The organism is Lysobacter enzymogenes (genome assembly GCF_017355525.1).
Lineage (GTDB): Bacteria > Pseudomonadota > Gammaproteobacteria > Xanthomonadales > Xanthomonadaceae > Lysobacter > Lysobacter enzymogenes_C.
In genome coordinates this window covers 2,928,428-2,943,303 of record NZ_CP067395.1, presented here as the reverse complement: position 1 = coordinate 2,943,303, position 14,876 = coordinate 2,928,428, and the positions used below count along the sequence as shown (strand labels likewise).

Annotated in this window: 16 protein-coding genes and 1 tRNA gene; 12 read left to right on the top strand and 5 right to left on the bottom strand. The window is 71.2% G+C overall.

Annotated features, from left to right (window positions below; translation table 11 throughout):
• Positions 1–137 precede the first annotated feature (137 nt).
• The gene (locus JHW38_RS12260; protein ID WP_207526175.1) at positions 138–884 is read right to left on the bottom strand and encodes a zinc-dependent peptidase; all 747 of its coding nucleotides are present in this window, start codon (positions 882–884) and stop codon (positions 138–140) included.
• Positions 885–920: 36 nt separating this feature from the next.
• On the bottom strand, positions 921–1,199 hold the full coding sequence (locus JHW38_RS12255) for a hypothetical protein (protein ID WP_207526174.1): 279 nt from the start codon (positions 1,197–1,199) through the stop codon (positions 921–923).
• A gap of 151 nt (positions 1,200–1,350) precedes the next feature.
• On the opposite strand from JHW38_RS12255, the gene JHW38_RS12250 reads away from it, so the two are divergent.
• The 7 genes from JHW38_RS12250 to JHW38_RS12225 all read left to right on the top strand — a co-directional run bounded on the left by JHW38_RS12250 (position 1,351) and on the right by JHW38_RS12225 (position 6,923).
• Complete coding sequence (locus JHW38_RS12250) at positions 1,351–3,189, top strand: DegV family protein (protein WP_207526173.1); 1,839 nt, start codon at positions 1,351–1,353, stop codon at positions 3,187–3,189.
• A gap of 9 nt (positions 3,190–3,198) precedes the next feature.
• On the top strand, positions 3,199–3,390 hold the full coding sequence (locus tag JHW38_RS25985; protein ID WP_428995323.1) for a DUF6053 domain-containing protein: 192 nt from the start codon (positions 3,199–3,201) through the stop codon (positions 3,388–3,390).
• Positions 3,391–3,477: 87 nt separating this feature from the next.
• Positions 3,478–4,155 carry a glycerol-3-phosphate 1-O-acyltransferase PlsY gene (gene plsY / locus JHW38_RS12245; RefSeq protein WP_207526172.1) on the top strand — a complete coding sequence of 226 codons (678 nt, stop codon included), beginning with the start codon at positions 3,478–3,480 and terminating at the stop codon, positions 4,153–4,155.
• Positions 4,155–5,150: a bifunctional biotin--[acetyl-CoA-carboxylase] ligase/biotin operon repressor BirA gene (birA, locus tag JHW38_RS12240; RefSeq protein WP_207526171.1), complete on the top strand. Its 996-nt coding sequence runs from the start codon at positions 4,155–4,157 to the stop codon at positions 5,148–5,150. Before plsY ends, birA begins: the two co-directional genes overlap by 1 nt.
• Positions 5,147–5,905 (top strand): type III pantothenate kinase, encoded by a 759-nt coding sequence (locus JHW38_RS12235; RefSeq protein WP_207526170.1) that lies wholly within the window; start codon positions 5,147–5,149, stop codon positions 5,903–5,905. Before birA ends, JHW38_RS12235 begins: the two co-directional genes overlap by 4 nt.
• A 22-nt stretch (positions 5,906–5,927) precedes the next feature.
• Positions 5,928–6,764 carry an SPOR domain-containing protein gene (locus JHW38_RS12230; protein WP_207526169.1) on the top strand — a complete coding sequence of 279 codons (837 nt, stop codon included), beginning with the start codon at positions 5,928–5,930 and terminating at the stop codon, positions 6,762–6,764.
• 83 nt (positions 6,765–6,847) lie between these two features.
• Positions 6,848–6,923, top strand: a tRNA-Thr gene (locus JHW38_RS12225).
• Between the two features lie 276 nt (positions 6,924–7,199).
• Here JHW38_RS12225 and JHW38_RS12220 read toward each other — a convergent pair.
• On the bottom strand, positions 7,200–8,951 hold the full coding sequence (locus JHW38_RS12220) for a hypothetical protein (protein ID WP_207526168.1): 1,752 nt from the start codon (positions 8,949–8,951) through the stop codon (positions 7,200–7,202).
• A gap of 16 nt (positions 8,952–8,967) precedes the next feature.
• Positions 8,968–9,462, bottom strand: a complete 495-nt coding sequence (locus JHW38_RS12215; protein WP_207526167.1) for a hypothetical protein — start codon at positions 9,460–9,462, stop codon at positions 8,968–8,970.
• 420 nt (positions 9,463–9,882) lie between these two features.
• Between JHW38_RS12215 and rocF the strand changes: the two genes are divergently transcribed.
• From rocF to JHW38_RS12200, 3 genes are all read left to right on the top strand, one after another.
• Entirely contained in the window at positions 9,883–10,806 is a 924-nt protein-coding gene (gene rocF / locus JHW38_RS12210; protein ID WP_207526166.1) for an arginase, read from the top strand.
• Positions 10,807–11,005: 199 nt separating this feature from the next.
• Entirely contained in the window at positions 11,006–11,155 is a 150-nt protein-coding gene (locus tag JHW38_RS12205; RefSeq protein WP_207526165.1) for an entericidin A/B family lipoprotein, read from the top strand.
• A gap of 274 nt (positions 11,156–11,429) precedes the next feature.
• Positions 11,430–11,630, top strand: a complete 201-nt coding sequence (locus tag JHW38_RS12200; RefSeq protein WP_207526164.1) for a CsbD family protein — start codon at positions 11,430–11,432, stop codon at positions 11,628–11,630.
• Positions 11,631–11,889: 259 nt separating this feature from the next.
• On the opposite strand, the gene JHW38_RS12195 is transcribed toward JHW38_RS12200, so the two are convergent.
• Positions 11,890–12,735: a hypothetical protein gene (locus JHW38_RS12195; RefSeq protein WP_242691338.1), complete on the bottom strand. Its 846-nt coding sequence runs from the start codon at positions 12,733–12,735 to the stop codon at positions 11,890–11,892.
• A 212-nt stretch (positions 12,736–12,947) separates the two neighbouring features.
• Here JHW38_RS12195 and JHW38_RS12190 point away from each other — a divergent pair, with 212 nt between their 5' ends.
• Both JHW38_RS12190 and JHW38_RS12185 read left to right on the top strand, forming a co-directional pair.
• Positions 12,948–14,315, top strand: coding sequence for a tryptophan--tRNA ligase (locus JHW38_RS12190; protein ID WP_207526163.1), 1,368 nt, complete (start codon positions 12,948–12,950; stop codon positions 14,313–14,315).
• The gene (locus tag JHW38_RS12185) at positions 14,312–14,635 is read left to right on the top strand and encodes a hypothetical protein (RefSeq protein WP_242691337.1); all 324 of its coding nucleotides are present in this window, start codon (positions 14,312–14,314) and stop codon (positions 14,633–14,635) included. Before JHW38_RS12190 ends, JHW38_RS12185 begins: the two co-directional genes overlap by 4 nt.
• Positions 14,636–14,876: the final 241 nt, after the last annotated feature.

Genomic DNA, 14,876 nt, shown 5'->3' with positions numbered 1-14,876 from the left:
GTGTTGTCGCGGTCGCGGCTTGCGCCGCTCCTACAGGAAAACGCGATCTACCTGTAGGAGCGGCGCAAGCCGCGACCGCGAATCGTCGTCAACGACGCCGCCAGCCTATTGCGGCATCGACGCCAGCCGCCGCATCCTCAAGCGAACGGCGACGCCCCATACAACCGCCGCAAATGCTCGGCCACCTCCGGCATCGCCTCGCGCAGCAACTGCGGATCGCTGAAGTGGTACTCGGTGGCGACGGCGAAGAATTCTTCCGGCGCTTCGCCCGCATACGGATCGATCAAGGTCTCGCGCCCGCTGTCGACCTCCTCGATGAACGCGTCGTACGCGCTCTGGAAATCGCGCGCCCATTCGCGTTGCCACGGCCGCGGCAGCGGCGGGGTGCCGTCGAGCGCGCCGTCGAGCACGTCGAGCTTGTGCGCCATCTCGTGCGCGGCCACGCAGAAGCCGGCGCGCGGGTCGGCGCAGTCGGCGGCGACGTCGGCCCAGGACAGGATCAAAGGGCCGGCGTCCCAGGATTCGCCGATCAACTCGTCTTCCCATTCGTGCAGCACGCCGGCCGCGTCGAGGTGGGTGCGGCCGACCCGGAACGCCTCGGGATAGACGATCAGCTGCGACCAGCCGCGCAGGCCTTCGCTGCCGAACTCCAGCAGCGGCAGGCAGCACAAGGTCGCCAACTGCGCGCGTTGCAGGTCGGCGAGTTCGAACTCGCCGATCGCGCTGATGGTTTTTTCGTGCAGGAAGCGCGCGGCCAGTTCGCGCAGGCGCTCGCGGCGCGGCGCGTCGAGCGCTTGCGCCCACGGCACCGCGGCGACGGTGTCGCGCCACAGGGCATCGTCGATGACGGCGGGCCGCCGCAGGCGGCGCAGGAACTCGAACAAGGCGGACCCGGCGAAAGGCGGGCTAAGCGTCGCGCGTCAGCGGAACATGCCCGGCAGGAAATTATGCCAGCGCGGCGACTGCAGCCGGTTGCCGCTGTCGCTGTCGCTATGCACGCTGGGCTTGGCCTTGGTGTCGCGCGCGGTCTGCGGCGGATTGCCGCCGCGCGACTGGGCCCGCGCCGGGACGTCCTTGGCCGCCGCGTTGCTGCTGGAGCAGGCGTCGTTCGGGCTGAGCTTGCTGACCTCGCGCGCGCTCGCATGCGTCACCGCCAGGCTCGCGGACAGGAACAGCAGGCACAGGCAGATCCGTAACATGGCGGAATCCTTGGGAGCGGCGCGACCCCGCCCGGGGGTCGTGGCAGTTGCCGACTATAACGCGAAAACCGTACCGAATCCGGCGGCTCGCGGCGGCGCCCATTGTGCGCCGCAGCAAACCGTGGCACGCATTTGCGCCAGACTCCCGTTCATGCCGACGCCCCGCCCGCCGTTGACCGCCCCGGCCCTGCGCCGGGCCTTGATCGCCGGCGCGCGCCGGGTCATCGCCGGGCGCGACGCGCTCAACCGCATCAACGTCTTCCCGGTCGCCGACGGCGACACCGGCAGCAACCTGGCCTACACCCTGGGCAGCCTGCTGAACGGGGCGCTGAGCCGGCGCAGCCGGCACATCGGCGAGTTGCTCAGGCAGGTCGGCGACGACGCCATCGACGGCGCACGCGGCAATTCCGGGGCGATCCTGGCCCAGTTCCTGTTCGGCGTGGCCGAGTACGCGCGCGCCCAACCCGTGCTGGACGCGGCGACCCTGGCCGCGGCGGTGCGCCACGGCGCCGGCAACGCGCGCGCGGCGCTGGCGCATCCGGTCGAGGGCACCATCCTCAGCGTCATCAACGCCTTCGCCGACGCCCTCGACGAGGCCGCGCGCGCCAGCGCCGACGGCGACCCGCGCCCGGGCTTCGTCCAGGCCCTGGCGCGTGCGCGCAGCGCGCTGGCGCGCACGCCGTCGCAGATGGCGGTGCTGCAGCGCGCCGGGGTGGTCGACGCCGGCGCGCAGGGCTTCGTCGACCTGCTCGAAGGCATCGCCGAATTCGTCGACGGCGGCCCGCGCGCGCTGCGCATGCGCGCGGCGGCGGCCGCGGCCAACGAGGCCTGCGGACACGAACACGGCCACGGCGAGGCGGTGCCGGCCGCGCACGACGCGGTCGACCCGCTCAAGCGCTGGTGCAGCGAATGCCTGCTGCTCGGCGAGGGCTTGCCGCGCGAGGCGCTGCGCGACGCGCTTGAGGCGATCGGCGCCGATTCGCTGGTGCTCGCCGGCGGCGCCACACGCATGCGCGTGCACGGCCACGTCGGCGCGCCGCAGGCGCTGTTCGACGTCTGCGCAAGGTTCGGTTCGGTCGAAGGCATGAAGGCCGACGACATGCTCGCCCAGCAGCGCAGCATCGAGCGTGCGCAGGCGTTGGCGGTGGCCACCGACAGCGCCGCCGATCTGCCCGAGGAACTGGCCGAGCGCTACCGCATCGCGCTGGTGCCGGTGCGGGTGTCGGTGGACGGCCGCGACTATCTCGACAAGGCCGGGCTCAGCACCGCCGAGTTCTACCGGCGCATGGCCGCCGGCGGCGAGCTGCCGCGCACCAGTCAGCCGCCGCCGGGCGATTTCCGCCGGGTCTTCGATTTCCTGCTCGGCCATCGCGAACAGGTGCTGTACGTGGGCCTGTCGCGCGCGGTCTCCGGCACCTTGCAGGCCGGCGAACAGGCCGCCGCGCGCAGCGATGCGCGGCGGGTGCGGGTGTTCGACACCGGCAACGCCGCCGGCGGCCAGGCGCTGCTGGCCTGGCGCGCGGCCGAACTGGCCGCCGACGGGATCGCCGCGGACGCGGTGCTGGCCGAACTGGAGCGGCTCAAGCCGCTGACCGCGACCTGGGCGATGGCGCGCGACATCTCGCACGCGGTGCGCGGCGGCCGGATCCCGCCGTGGGCCGGGCGGCTGGTGCGCTGGACCGGGCTGACCCCGATCGCGCGGATCCGCGCCGACGGCCGCCTCGGCGTGGTCGGCGGGGTGTTCGCCCGCGCCGGCGCGCCGGAGGCGTTCGCCGGCTACATCGCCCGGCGCACGCCGCGCGGGCAGCGCTGGCGCGCCATCGTCGGCCACTGCGACGCGCGCGAGGACGGCGAGCGGCTGCTGGAGGCGTTGCGGCGGCGGCTCGATCTGGAGCAGGCCTTCCTGGTCGAAACCGGGCCGGCGCTGGGCGCGCATGCGGGGCGCGGGGCGCTGCTGGCGTCGTTGCAGCCGGTGCCGGGAGCGGTTTGAGGTCGCGGGCTGCGGCGTTCGAGGGAGCATTGCTGTGGCCGGGCTTTTGCGGGAGGGCCTTCAGGCCCGACGCTGTTGTGCCGGATCGCGGCGAATCGACCGGAAAGCGTCGGGCCTGAAGACCCTCCCACAAAAGCGGCCGCCCACAAAGAGGCGGCTCTCGCAAAAGCCGGCTCTCGCTATAGGGCGCCCTCACAATAGGGCGCCCTCACAAAAGCGCGCTCCCACAACAGTCAGTCGCGTCGCGCCCGCAGCGAAAATCCCGCCGCCTCCCGCATAATCCGCGCCATGCCGTTTTCCGCCCTCGCGCCGACCCTGTCCCTCGCCGTCCCGGAGCCGCGCTCGCTGGCGCTGCTGGCCGCGGCGTACGCGATCGGTTCGGTGTCCGGCAGCCTGACGCTCGGCAAGCTGCGCGGCGTCGACATCCGCACTCAAGGCAGCGGCAACGCCGGCGGCACCAATGCGCTGCGCACGCAAGGCCTGCGCTTCGCCCTCGGCGTGGTCGCCATCGATATCGGCAAGGGCGCGCTGGCCGCATGGCTGGCGCTGCGGTACGCGCCGCTCGGCGACGGGCTGTCGGTGACCGCGCACGGCTATCTGGCCGCGTTCGCGGCGGTGCTCGGGCACGTCTGGCCGCTGTGGCACGGCTTCCGCGGCGGCAAGGGCGTGGCGACCGTGGTCGGCGGGCTCGCGGTGTTGTGGCCGTTCGCGATTCCGGTGTTGTTGCTGGTGTGGGGTACGACCCTCGTCGTCAGCGGCTATGTCGGCCTGGCCAGCGTGGTCGCCGCGCTGTGCCTGCCGTTGCTGGCCTGGCTGAGCGACGCCGGCGCGCCGCGGCTGTGGTTCTGCGTGGCCGCGGCGGCGCTGGTGGCGTTCACCCATCGCGGCAATCTGGCGCGGCTGCGCGCCGGCACCGAATCGCGCTTCGCCCGCGCGCGCCTGCTGCATCGTTGGCGCAAGGGCTGATGGACGACCGCGCGCTGTTGCAACGCCTGATCGCGGGCCCGGCCACCGGCGATGCGCTCGCCGCGGCGGCGGGGCAGACCCGCGCCGCGGTATGGAAACGCATCGAGGCGTTGCGCGAAGCCGGCGTGGCGATCGAAGCCAAGCCCGGGCGCGGCTATGCCTTGTCGCAACCGCTCGATTTGCTCGACGCCGCAACGATCCAAGCCGCCTTGGCGCCGACGGCGCGCGCGCGCCTGGATTCGCTCGACATCGCCTGGACCATCGATTCGACCAACAGCGAGCTGCTGCGCCGCCACACGCCGGCGCGCGGCGCCGCGGTGCTGCTGGCCGAACGCCAGACCGGCGGCCGCGGCCGTCGCGGCCGGGTCTGGGCGTCGCCGCTGGCCGCGCACCTGTATCTGTCGCTGGCGCGCGCGTTCGGCGGCGGGCTGGCGCGGCTGGGCGGCCTGAGTCTGGTCGCCGGCATCGCCGCGGCCGAAGCGCTGCACGCGCTCGGGTTCGATTCGGTGCGGCTGAAGTGGCCGAACGATCTGGTCGCGCTCGACGGCGACGGCCTGCGCAAGCTCGGCGGGCTGTTGGTCGAAGGCGGCGGCGAATACGCGGGCCCGGCGCGCGCGGTGATCGGCCTGGGCCTCAACGTGCGCATGCCGGCCGCGGCCGCGGCGCAGATCGATCAGCCCTGGTGCGATCTGGCCGCGCTGGCCGGCGCGCGGCCGCTGGCGCGCAACGACGTCGTCGCCGCGCTGCTCGACGCGCTGCTGCCGGCGCTGGACGAATTCGACGCGCACGGCCTGGCGCCGTTCCGCGATCGTTACGCCGCGTTCGACGCGTTGGCCGGACAAGCGGTCGGCGTGCTCGGCCACGACGCGGAGCACCGCGGCACCGCGCTCGGCCTGGCCGACGACGGCTCGCTGCGCGTGCGCCTGGACGACGGCGAGGAGCGCCGCTTCCATGCCGGCGAAGTCAGCGTGCGCCGCGGCGGAGCGCCGCGATGAACGCTTGGCTGTTCGATCTGGGCAACACTCGGCTCAAGTGCGCGCCGCTGCGTGCCGACGGCCGTCCCGGCGCGGCGCTGGCGTTGCCGCACCGCGAGGAAGACATCGCCGCCGCGCTGAGCGAACACCTGCCGCGCGAGCGCATCGACGTGGCCTATCTGGCCAGCGTCGCCCATCCGGCCCAGCGCATGGCGGTGTTGCAGGCGCTGAGCGCGCGCTGCGGCCGCATTTCCATCGCCCGCACCCAGACCCGTTTCCGCGCGCCCGGTTTCGGCGAAGTGCGCATCGCCTATGCCGAACCGCGCAAGTTCGGCGTCGACCGCTTCCTCGGCCTGCTCGGCGCTCATGCGCAGGCGCGCGGCGCGAGCCTGATCTGCGGCGTCGGCACCGCGCTGACGATCGACCTGCTCGACGCCGACGGATCGCACCACGGCGGCCTGATCGCGCCGTCGCCGACGCTGATGCGCGAAGCCCTGCACGCGCGCGCGCCGCAACTGCCCGAGCACGGCGGACGCGCCCTGGATTTCGCCGCCGACACCGAGGACGCGCTCGCGTCCGGCGCCGACGGCGCGGCGATCGCGCTGATCGAGCGCAGCCTCGCCCGCGCCGCGCAGCGCCTGGGCGCGACGCCGCGGCTGCTGTTGCACGGCGGCGGCAGCGATGCGCTCGCGGCCGCGTTGCCGATGGCGCAGGCCGCGCCGTCGCTGGTGCTGGAAGGGCTGGCGATCTGGGCGGCGGTCGAAACTTCATCCTGACCGCGCAGGCTAGAATCCCCGCATGCTCGTTCGCGCCCTCATCGTCCTGCTGACCGCTCTGAACCTCGGCGTCGCCGCGTGGTGGATCGCGCGTCCCGCGCCGCCGCCGCCGGCCGAAGAAACACTGCCGCTCGGCGTGGCGCGGCTGCAACTGGCCGACGAAGGCCGGCGCGGCGCGCCGGTTGCGGCCGCCAGCCGGCCGGTCGAAGCGCTCAAGCCCGCCGAGGCGAAGCCGCTCGAAGCGAAGGCGGATGAAGCGAAGGCCGGCGAAACCAAAGCCGGCGACAGCAAGCCCAGCGACAGCAAGCCCAACGACGCCAAGCTTGCCGAAACCAAGCCCGGCGAAGCCAAGCCCGAACCGGCCGCCGCCGTGGCCGCCACACCGCCGCCCGCGCCGGCGACGCCGCCGCAATGTTTCAGCGTCGGGCCGTTCGCCGATGACGCGGCCGCCTCCGCGGCGCGGGCGAAGCTGGCGCCGCTGACGCAGAAAGTCTCCAGCCGCAGCCTGGCCGGCGGCGGCAACTCGCGCGGCTGGCGGGTGTACTTGCCGGCCGCGAACTCCGAGGCCGCGCAGGCCGCCGCGCAGCGCATCCGTGCGGCCGGCTTCAGCGATCTGTTCGTGATGAGCGGCGCCGAAGCCAATGCCATCGCCCTGGGCCGTTTCCGCAGCGAGGAGTCCGCGCGCCGGCGCGGCGACGAACTGGCCGCCAAGGGGTTCGCGGTCAAGGTCGAGGCGCTCGGCGAGAGCAGCGGCCAGGTGTGGCTGGACGCCGCCAGCGTCGGCGCCAAGGGCGAAGCCCTGCGCGTGGCCGCCGGCGCGCAGCGCTGGCGCGGCATTTCCTGCGACAAGGTCCGCTGAAGGCGGGCGCCGGCCGCGCTTGTCCGCCGGGCGCGCCGGCGCGATAGAATGCCCCGGCCGGCCGTGCCGGCTCGCGTTTCGTTGCCGCTTTAGCTCAGTTGGTAGAGCACTCGCCTTGTAAGCGAGCGGTCGTCCGTTCGATTCGGACAAGCGGCACCACGTGAAACCGAGACAACGCAACCGCCCGGCCGCCTCATCCGAAGGCCGCCCTCGTTCCGGCCCCCCGCCGCAACCGCGCCGATCCCCGCGCACACCGCATCGACGAACTCACCCGCCCGCAGAAGGCCGGCATCGCTGCGACCCACCGCTGCATCGAAACGCGGCCTGGCGTCGTCCGCAATCTTGCGCATGGTCGTCGCTCGGTATCGATCGATCCACGCACCGCACGTTTCCGGATACGGCCTTGTCGCCCCGCGACAGCCGACGCGCAGCGCGCTAATGCGCGCGCGGCGCCGTCGCTTTGACCTGTTCCTGCTGGGACTGCTGTTCCTGCTGCGCCTGCGCCGGTTGCGGCGTTTGCGCGAGCTCCCGCAGCCCCGGGCCATTGCCGGAGACTTCCACCGCGGCATGGAAGCCCGGTGTAGTGCCCTCGACCCACAGGCGCTCTCCGCTGAGCCGTGCCGAGGCGATCTGATCCGGCCGCTCGATGCCGGCCGCCTTGGTCGCCGCCAGCGCGCGCCCGAGCACGTCCTCGGGCAGATGCGCCGGCGCCTGCTCGCGTAAGCGCTCGAACATCGCCCGGTCGTTCGGCGACAGCCGCTCCAGCGCCGACGGTGCGGGCGGCGTGCCGGCGATGGGGACGTGGGTGTGGTCGTTGGCGCCGCTTTGGGTGTGATCGAAATGATGCAGCGCCGGCGGCGTTTGGCCGCTGTCGTAATACGGTTGCGGCGTGCCCGGATTGATCCGGATGTCGATGCCTTCGCGTTCGAGCAGGTTTTCGTTCAAGCGCAGGCTGCCCATGTTGATGGTCATGCGATGGGTCACGCCCGGATGCACGCTGCCCGAATGGGTCTGGGCATGCGCGCGCTCGGCGCCGATCGCGGTTTCGATGGCGAACGTGCCGTAATAGTTGGAGTAATCCGAGGATCCGCGCTCGCCCACGCCGAGCGGACGGTCGACGGCGGGCGCCGGATTCGGCGGACGGTCGAAGTACTGCCGCCCCATTGCCGCGACATTGTCGGGCGTGGGGTTGAGCGAGCCGTCGGCGTTGAAACTCAGCGGCTGCTTTCCGGCCGGCGCGGGCAGCGGAACCACCGCGCCGCTGGTCGGATCGCGCTGGACGAAATCGCGCATGCGCGAGTTGTTGGTGTTGAGCATGTCGGTCTGGTTGGCGGCCGGATTGGTCTGCTGCAGCCGGCTCAGCGCGGCGTTCCAACCCGCGATTTCGGCTTCGGCCTCGTCCTTGCGGCTGGATTCCAGATAAGCGCCGATGGTGCCGGTGTAGTCGTGCGTCGCGCCGGGTTGCGCGGCGATGGCCGCAGCGCCGGTGCGCAGCGTCTGGGTGGCGGCGCGGGTGGTCGGATGGTTGAAGCCGTGTTCGATTTCGTGCCCGAGCACGAAGGTCATGTCCACCGGATCGTAGTTCGGCGTCTGCAGGCGCGCCGCGGGCAGGCGCATGGTCTTGTCCCCGCCGTAATAGGCGCCGCCGGCGCTCATTCCGGAGACGAAGCCGAAGTTCTCCAGATGGTTGCGGTGCGGCGTTTGGGTGTCGCCGGGATCGGCCGTGGTCGCGGCTTTCTTCACCTCGCGCGCCAGCACCGGCGAGCCGTTGATGGCGCCCTGCAGGTTGTCGATCATGTCCTGGGTGACGGGCAGGGTCGCCGCGGCGTTATTGGGGTCCTGGAACCGGCTGTTGCCGAAACGCACCGACATTTCCTGCACCTGGACCACCGCGCGCAGGTCGGCGCTGGAGGTGGTGCCGGTCGCCTGAAAACTCGCCGCGGGCAAGGTGACGACGCCGGTGCTCAGGTCGTAGCTGCCGACCAGGCTGGGCGGTGTCGTCGCGGCCGGCTGCACCGCGAAGCCGCGCAACTGCCCCGCGGTGGCTTCCTGGTTCAGGTCGCGCAGCATGCCGGGATCGGACGCCAGCGCGTGGCGCAATTGCGCGACCTGCTGCGCGGTGACGCCGGGCTGCTTTTCGAAACTGGTCAGCGCCGCGTTGAGTTCGGTGTTGGGCTCGATGGGCATGGCCGGGCTTCCTTGCTCAATTGAGCGTGGCGATCGATTTCACGCAGACCGGCGCCTTCGCGTCCGCAGGATCCTGCGGCCACGGCACCACCGCGACCGTCAGATCGCCCTTGCGGTAACGCCAGTCGATCAACTGGCCGATCTCGCCGTAGTTGGGTTCGTCGCTGAAGCCCAGCGCGCGCAAGCGCTGGTGATAGTCCTGGAAGCTCAGCGAACAGATCGGCCGCGGATCGGCCGGCGCATCGCCGCGATGGCCGAATTCCAGGCCGACGCCGCGCTTGACCGCGCCGGACCCCTCGACGTAGTTCAACAGGTAGTACCAACCCGCTTGCAGGTCGCGGGTGTAGAACGGGCCGCCGCCGCCCGGCTTGAGGGCGACGCCGGTCGCCTGTTCGAGCCGGGCCAGGCTCAGGTCGTCGCGGCGGTGGAGCCCGCCCAGCAGTTGCAGGAAGCGCGTGCCGATTTGTTCGGCGTCGGGAATGCGGTCGGACGGTGCGGACGACTGGGACATGGCGGCGCTCTCCTTGGCCGGCGTCGGTGTCGAAGGGGATGGGGCGCTCGCGCAGGCGCTCAAGGCGCAGCCGCACAGCGCGGCGAACAGTACGGCGGATGGGGATTCGGCAAGCCGCACAAGGCCCTCCTTGGATCCTGCTGTGCCGCCATCATTAGCAAACTCAGGCGATCGCGGGCAACGGAAACCGGGCCGGAGCCCGACCGCTGGTCGGATTCCGCGCGAGGTTCGGCGGATGATGTGCCCTGGGTCCGTGTTGTCGCGCCGATAGCCACCTTAGCGGTGGCGCCCTAAAATGCCCGCATCGTCGGCGGCCGCAACGGCCCTGTTGCGGCGATCGCGCGGTGCCGCCGGCATTGGCGCGTTCACCTAACGATGCCGCGCCGTGGAGCTTTCCGGTGCGGCGATGAGGACATTCGCATGAGTCGCACTTATCCCCCGGTTTCGCTGATCGGCGCGCCCACCGACGTCGGTGCCGGCCATCGCGGCGCGCGGCTGGGGCCGGAAGCGTTGCGCATCGCCGGTCTCGGCGAGGCGCTGGTCGCGCGCGGCGTCGACGTGGTCGACCGCGGCAATCTCGACGGCCCGCGCAATCCCTGGCAAAAGCCGGTCGCCGGTTATCGCCATCTGGCCGAAGTGGTGGCGTGGAACCGCGCGGTGATGGACGCGGTCGGCGCGGAACTGCGCGTCGGCCGGTTACCGATCCTGCTCGGCGGCGATCACTGCCTCGGCCTGGGTTCGATCACCGCGGTCGCGCGCCATTGCCGCGACACGGGCAAGCAATTGCGCGTGCTGTGGCTCGACGCGCACGCCGACTTCAACACCAGCCAGGTGACGCCGTCGGGCAACATCCACGGCATGCCGGTGTCGTGCCTGTGCGGCATCGGCCCGGACGAGCTGACCCAGCTCGGCGGCGACGCGCCGGCGATGCGCGCCGACGAGATCCGCCAGATCGGCATCCGCTCGGTCGATCCGGGCGAGAAGCAGTTGATCAAGCAGCACGGGCTCGACGTGTACGACATGCGCTACATCGATGAGATCGGCATGCGCCGGGTCATGGAGGAAGCGCTCGAAGGCCTCGACGAGAACACCCATCTGCACGTCAGCTTCGACGTCGATTTCCTCGACCCGAGCATCGCGCCGGGCGTCGGCACCACGGTGCCGGGCGGCCCGAACTATCGCGAAGCGCAGTTGGTGATGGAGATGATCGCCGACAGCGGCCGGCTGGCCTCGCTCGACATCGTCGAACTCAATCCGATCCTGGACAAACGCAACCGCACCGCCAAGCTCGCGGTGAATCTGGTCGAGAGCCTGTTCGGCAAGTCGACCCTGATGCGCGACTGAGGCGCGGCGGCGGCGCGGCCGCGAATGAATCGCGGCTGACGCCGGCCGCCGCCGCGGCGCGCGTAAGGCCTTGTTTCGCAGTGCGGGCCGATGCCGCTGCACGCCGGCTTCACATTCGCTCGCGTTTTATCCCGACCCAGGACGCGACCCACGGCGCGGCCGCAACCACGACCCGCAACGACGAAACGAGGAGATTCCCATGAAGCGTTTGACCGCCCTGTTGCTGCTGGCCCTGTTTTCGCTGGGAACCCTGACCGCGTGCAACACCGTCGCCGGCGCAGGCAAGGACGTGAAGAAGGCCGGCGAGAAGGTCGAGCAGAAGGCCGAGGAAGTGCGCGACGGCAAGTGATGCCGGTCGGCGCCTGAGCCGCATTCACGCGATACGCCGCGAAGGCCGGGGAAACCCGGCCTTCGCTTTTTGTTGCGTTCCAGGTCGCGCTTCGAAGCTGAAGCGTTCAAAGCGTTCATCGAGATCAAGCGCCAGCTAACGCATTCGTGACCGATCGCGAATGCGGCCGATGCGAAGCTGGCCCTGCGTGACCGGACAGCGGCGATGCGCAGCGTCGTTCGCGACGTCGCGATGCCAGCGCCGCAACGCATTCCCCCAACGAAGGAGTGGAACGATGAACAAAGACATCATTGCCGGCAAGTGGACCCAGATCAAAGGCAAGGCCCAGGCCAAGTGGGGCGATCTGACCGACGATGTGTTCGACGTCGCCGAAGGCAATGCCGAATACCTCGCCGGCAAGCTGCAGGAACGCTACGGCTGGGAACGCGATCGCGCGGAGAAGGAAGTGCGCGAGTTCGGCAAGACCTTGAACTGATCGCGAGCGAGCATCAGCGACGCGAAAGGCCGGGCAATGCCCGGCCTTTCGCGTTGCGGCCTGTGCCCCTTGTAGCAGCGGCGCGAGCCGCGACCGCGCCAATGCGACAACGACGACCGCTGGTTCCGTTGCGAATGCAGCGGTCGTTCGTTGTTGTCGTTGATGCAACCGGGTCAGGAAACGTGCGTCGTGGTTCTGTTGGCGCGGTCGCGGTTTGCGCCGCTCCTGCAGGCAGTACACGAATTGATGCGAGTGAGGCTTACCAGCGGCGCGGCGGCGGATCGGCGACGAAGCCGTCGGGAAACGCGCGCGGCGTGTCGGGGCGATAGACCGGATCGCGGTAGCGCGGAACCACGCCGCGCGCGACCAGGCTGGTGTAGTCGTCGTAGCGCAGTTCGACCAGCTGCGCCGGCGAACGCGAGGCGCGCACGAATTCGGTCTGCGAGACCGGCGACCATTCGCGCGCGCCGTGGCCGGTGCCGATGCTTTGCGCGGCGACGGAGTCGGCGGCGACCGATTCGCGCGCGCGCTCGGCCGCCGGCGCGGCGGGCGCGGCATTGCCGGCGGCGCGGCTTTCGGCCTTGGCCGCGCCGTCCTCGGCGCGCGCGTACGGCGGATACGGGTAGGGCGACGGATACGGGCGCGGCGCCGGTCGGTAGACCTGACGCTCCTGGAACACCGCCGCGCCGATCACGCCGATGTTGTCGGGGCGGCCGGTGCGCGCGGCGTAGCTGTCGCCGAGGTCGGTGAACACGAACTGGGCGACATCGTCGAGCGATTTGCGCCAGCCGTTGATCTCGGTGGATTGCCAGGCGTCGAGCACATAGCCCGATTGCGACGGGCTCGCGGTCTGGCCGCTGACCGCGTTGACGCCGTCGACCGACAGCACCACCAGCACGCGCTGGCCGGTGTTGTTGGTCAGGCGCACCGAATAGCGATGGCCGGGGGCGCCGGCGATCCACTGCTGGCCGCGCCAGGACCAGGCCGGCAGCCAGTCGCCGTTGTCGCGGTCGATCACCGCCAGTTCGACCAGCGGGCGGGCCTGGACCGGGACGCAGGCGCCGGCGGTCAGCGCGGCGGCGAGCAAGGCGAATGAGCGGAACATGACGATCTCCTGTGGGGCCGCGCGCGGCGCGGCGGGGCCGGGTACGCAGGCTGCTAACGCGCCCCGGCCGGTGACGGGGTTAGCGCGGTCGCTGGCCGGCTGCGGGGCGGGGCGGCGTCGTTGCCTGCGGTTTAGCCAATCCGCGCCGGTGCGCACTCTGCGCGCGGCGCGAGCCGCTACACTGGCCGATCAGGCTCCACCACAGATTCCCCATGACCACGACCCGCGTTCTGACCGGCATCACCACCTCCGGCACTCCCCACCTCGGCAACTACGTCGGCGCGATCCGCCCGGCGGTGGCCGCCAGCCGCGACCCCGGCGTGGAGAGCTTCTACTTCCTGGCCGACCTGCATGCGCTGATCAAGGTGCAGCAGCCCGGGCGCGTGCAGCGCTCGACCCTGGAAATCGCCGCGACCTGGCTGGCCTGCGGCCTGGAACCGGACAAGGTGTGGTTCTACCGGCAGAGCGAAATCGTCGAGATCCCCGAGCTGTCGTGGTTCCTGACCTGCGTCGCCGGCAAGGGCATCCTCAACCGCGCGCACGCCTACAAGGCGGCGGTGGACAAGAACCGCGAAGAAGGCCTGGACGAAGACGCCGGCATCAACGCCGGATTGTTCATGTACCCGGTGCTGATGGCCGCCGACATCCTGATCTTCAACGCGCATAAGGTGCCGGTCGGCCGCGACCAGATCCAGCACATCGAGATGGCGCGCGATTTCGGCCAGCGTTTCAACCATCTGTACGGCGAACATTTCGTCCTGCCCGAAGCGCTGATCGAAGAAAGCGTGGCGACCTTGCCGGGCCTGGACGGCCGCAAGATGAGCAAGAGCTACGACAACACGATTCCGCTGTTCGTGCCGCGCGAGCAGCTCAAGAAGCTGATCTATTCGATCGTCACCGACTCGCGCGCGCCCGGCGAGGCGAAGGACACCGAAGGCTCGGCGCTGTTCCAGATCTATCAGGCCTTCGCCAGCGCCGAGGAGACCCAGGCCATGCGCCAGGCCTTCGCCGACGGCATCGCCTGGGGCGAGGCCAAGCAGGCGCTGTTCGAACGCATCGACAGCGAGATCGCGCCGCTGCGCGAGAAGTACGAGGCGCTGATGGCGCGGCCGCAGGACATCGAGGCGCTGCTGCGCGACGGCGCGCGCCGGGTGCGCGAGCGCTACGTGATCGCGCAGATGCGCGAGCTGCGCGAGGCGGTGGGGCTGCGCGATCTGTCCACCGCGGGCGATCGCTCGGCGGCCGATGCCGTGGCGGGCGAGATCGTCGCGGCGACGGCGCTGCCGGCGTTCAAGCAGTACCGCGAAGCCGACGGGCAGTTCTACTTCAAGCTCGCGCTCGAGGACGAAGTGCTGTTGCAGAGCCGCGGCTTCGCCGCGCCGAAGGAGATCGGGCAGTTGCTCGGCCGGGCCAAGTCCGACGCGTCGGCCGAACTGCTCGACGCGCTGCTGGCGGCGAGCGAACCGGTCGACGCCGCGGCGCGCGAGCGCGTCGCGCAGGCGCTGGCCGCGATCCGCCAGGCCGACGAAGCCGCACGCCAGGCCAAGGCCGCCGCCGCGCAGGAACGCGCCGCCTCGTGAGCCGCTTCGTCGAGCTCAATCTGGCCTTGATCCTGTTCCTGCCGTGGTTCGCGATCCTCGGCGCGCTGTTCTGGCTGTATCCGCGGCGTCCGCGCACCTCGGCGCGCAAGCTGTTCGATGCGGTGTCGCTGGTGGTGTCGGCGTGCGCGTTCGTGCTGGCGGTGCATTGGGCGCATGTGCACGCCGGGCGCGAGTACGGGACGATGTGGCCGCAGATCCTGGCCACCTCGCTCGGCTACGGCGTGTTCCTGGCGGTGCTGGCGGTGGCGGTGGCGCTGCGTTGGCGGTGGTTGCGCGGGGTCAAGGATTACCGCGACTGAGCCGGCGGCTGTGGACGCGCACTGAAGGACCCGCCTGTGGGAGAGCCTTCAGGCCCGACGCTTTTCGATACGCTGCTGCGGAGTTCCCGGCGAACCGAGCCGAAAGCCTCGGAGCTGAAGCCCCTGCCACGGCAGTCGCGTCGGCTATCGCGCCCAGCGCAGGCCATTCCGACCAAAGCCGCATCGCGGCCGGCGCGCGCCGCGGCCTAGACTGAAGGCCGGCCCCCGCCCCGCCTTCGTC

Bases quoted from the DNA above. Each gene is read 5' to 3' on its own strand.
- plsY (WP_207526172.1), top strand. From the start codon at position 3,478: ATGCCGTTTTCCGCCCTCGCGCCGACCCTGTCCCTCGCCGTCCCGGAG.
- rocF (WP_207526166.1), top strand. From the start codon at position 9,883: ATGAGTCGCACTTATCCCCCGGTTTCGCTGATCGGCGCGCCCACCGAC.
- JHW38_RS12230 (WP_207526169.1), top strand. From the start codon at position 5,928: ATGCTCGTTCGCGCCCTCATCGTCCTGCTGACCGCTCTGAACCTCGGC.
- JHW38_RS12195 (WP_242691338.1), bottom strand. From the start codon at position 12,735: ATGTTCCGCTCATTCGCCTTGCTCGCCGCCGCGCTGACCGCCGGCGCC.
- JHW38_RS12255 (WP_207526174.1), bottom strand. From the start codon at position 1,199: ATGTTACGGATCTGCCTGTGCCTGCTGTTCCTGTCCGCGAGCCTGGCG.
- JHW38_RS12250 (WP_207526173.1), top strand. From the start codon at position 1,351: ATGCCGACGCCCCGCCCGCCGTTGACCGCCCCGGCCCTGCGCCGGGCC.
- JHW38_RS12200 (WP_207526164.1), top strand. From the start codon at position 11,430: ATGAACAAAGACATCATTGCCGGCAAGTGGACCCAGATCAAAGGCAAG.
- birA (WP_207526171.1), top strand. From the start codon at position 4,155: ATGGACGACCGCGCGCTGTTGCAACGCCTGATCGCGGGCCCGGCCACC.
- JHW38_RS12220 (WP_207526168.1), bottom strand. From the start codon at position 8,951: ATGCCCATCGAGCCCAACACCGAACTCAACGCGGCGCTGACCAGTTTC.
- JHW38_RS12215 (WP_207526167.1), bottom strand. From the start codon at position 9,462: ATGTCCCAGTCGTCCGCACCGTCCGACCGCATTCCCGACGCCGAACAA.
- JHW38_RS12190 (WP_207526163.1), top strand. From the start codon at position 12,948: ATGACCACGACCCGCGTTCTGACCGGCATCACCACCTCCGGCACTCCC.
- JHW38_RS12205 (WP_207526165.1), top strand. From the start codon at position 11,006: ATGAAGCGTTTGACCGCCCTGTTGCTGCTGGCCCTGTTTTCGCTGGGA.
- JHW38_RS12235 (WP_207526170.1), top strand. From the start codon at position 5,147: ATGAACGCTTGGCTGTTCGATCTGGGCAACACTCGGCTCAAGTGCGCG.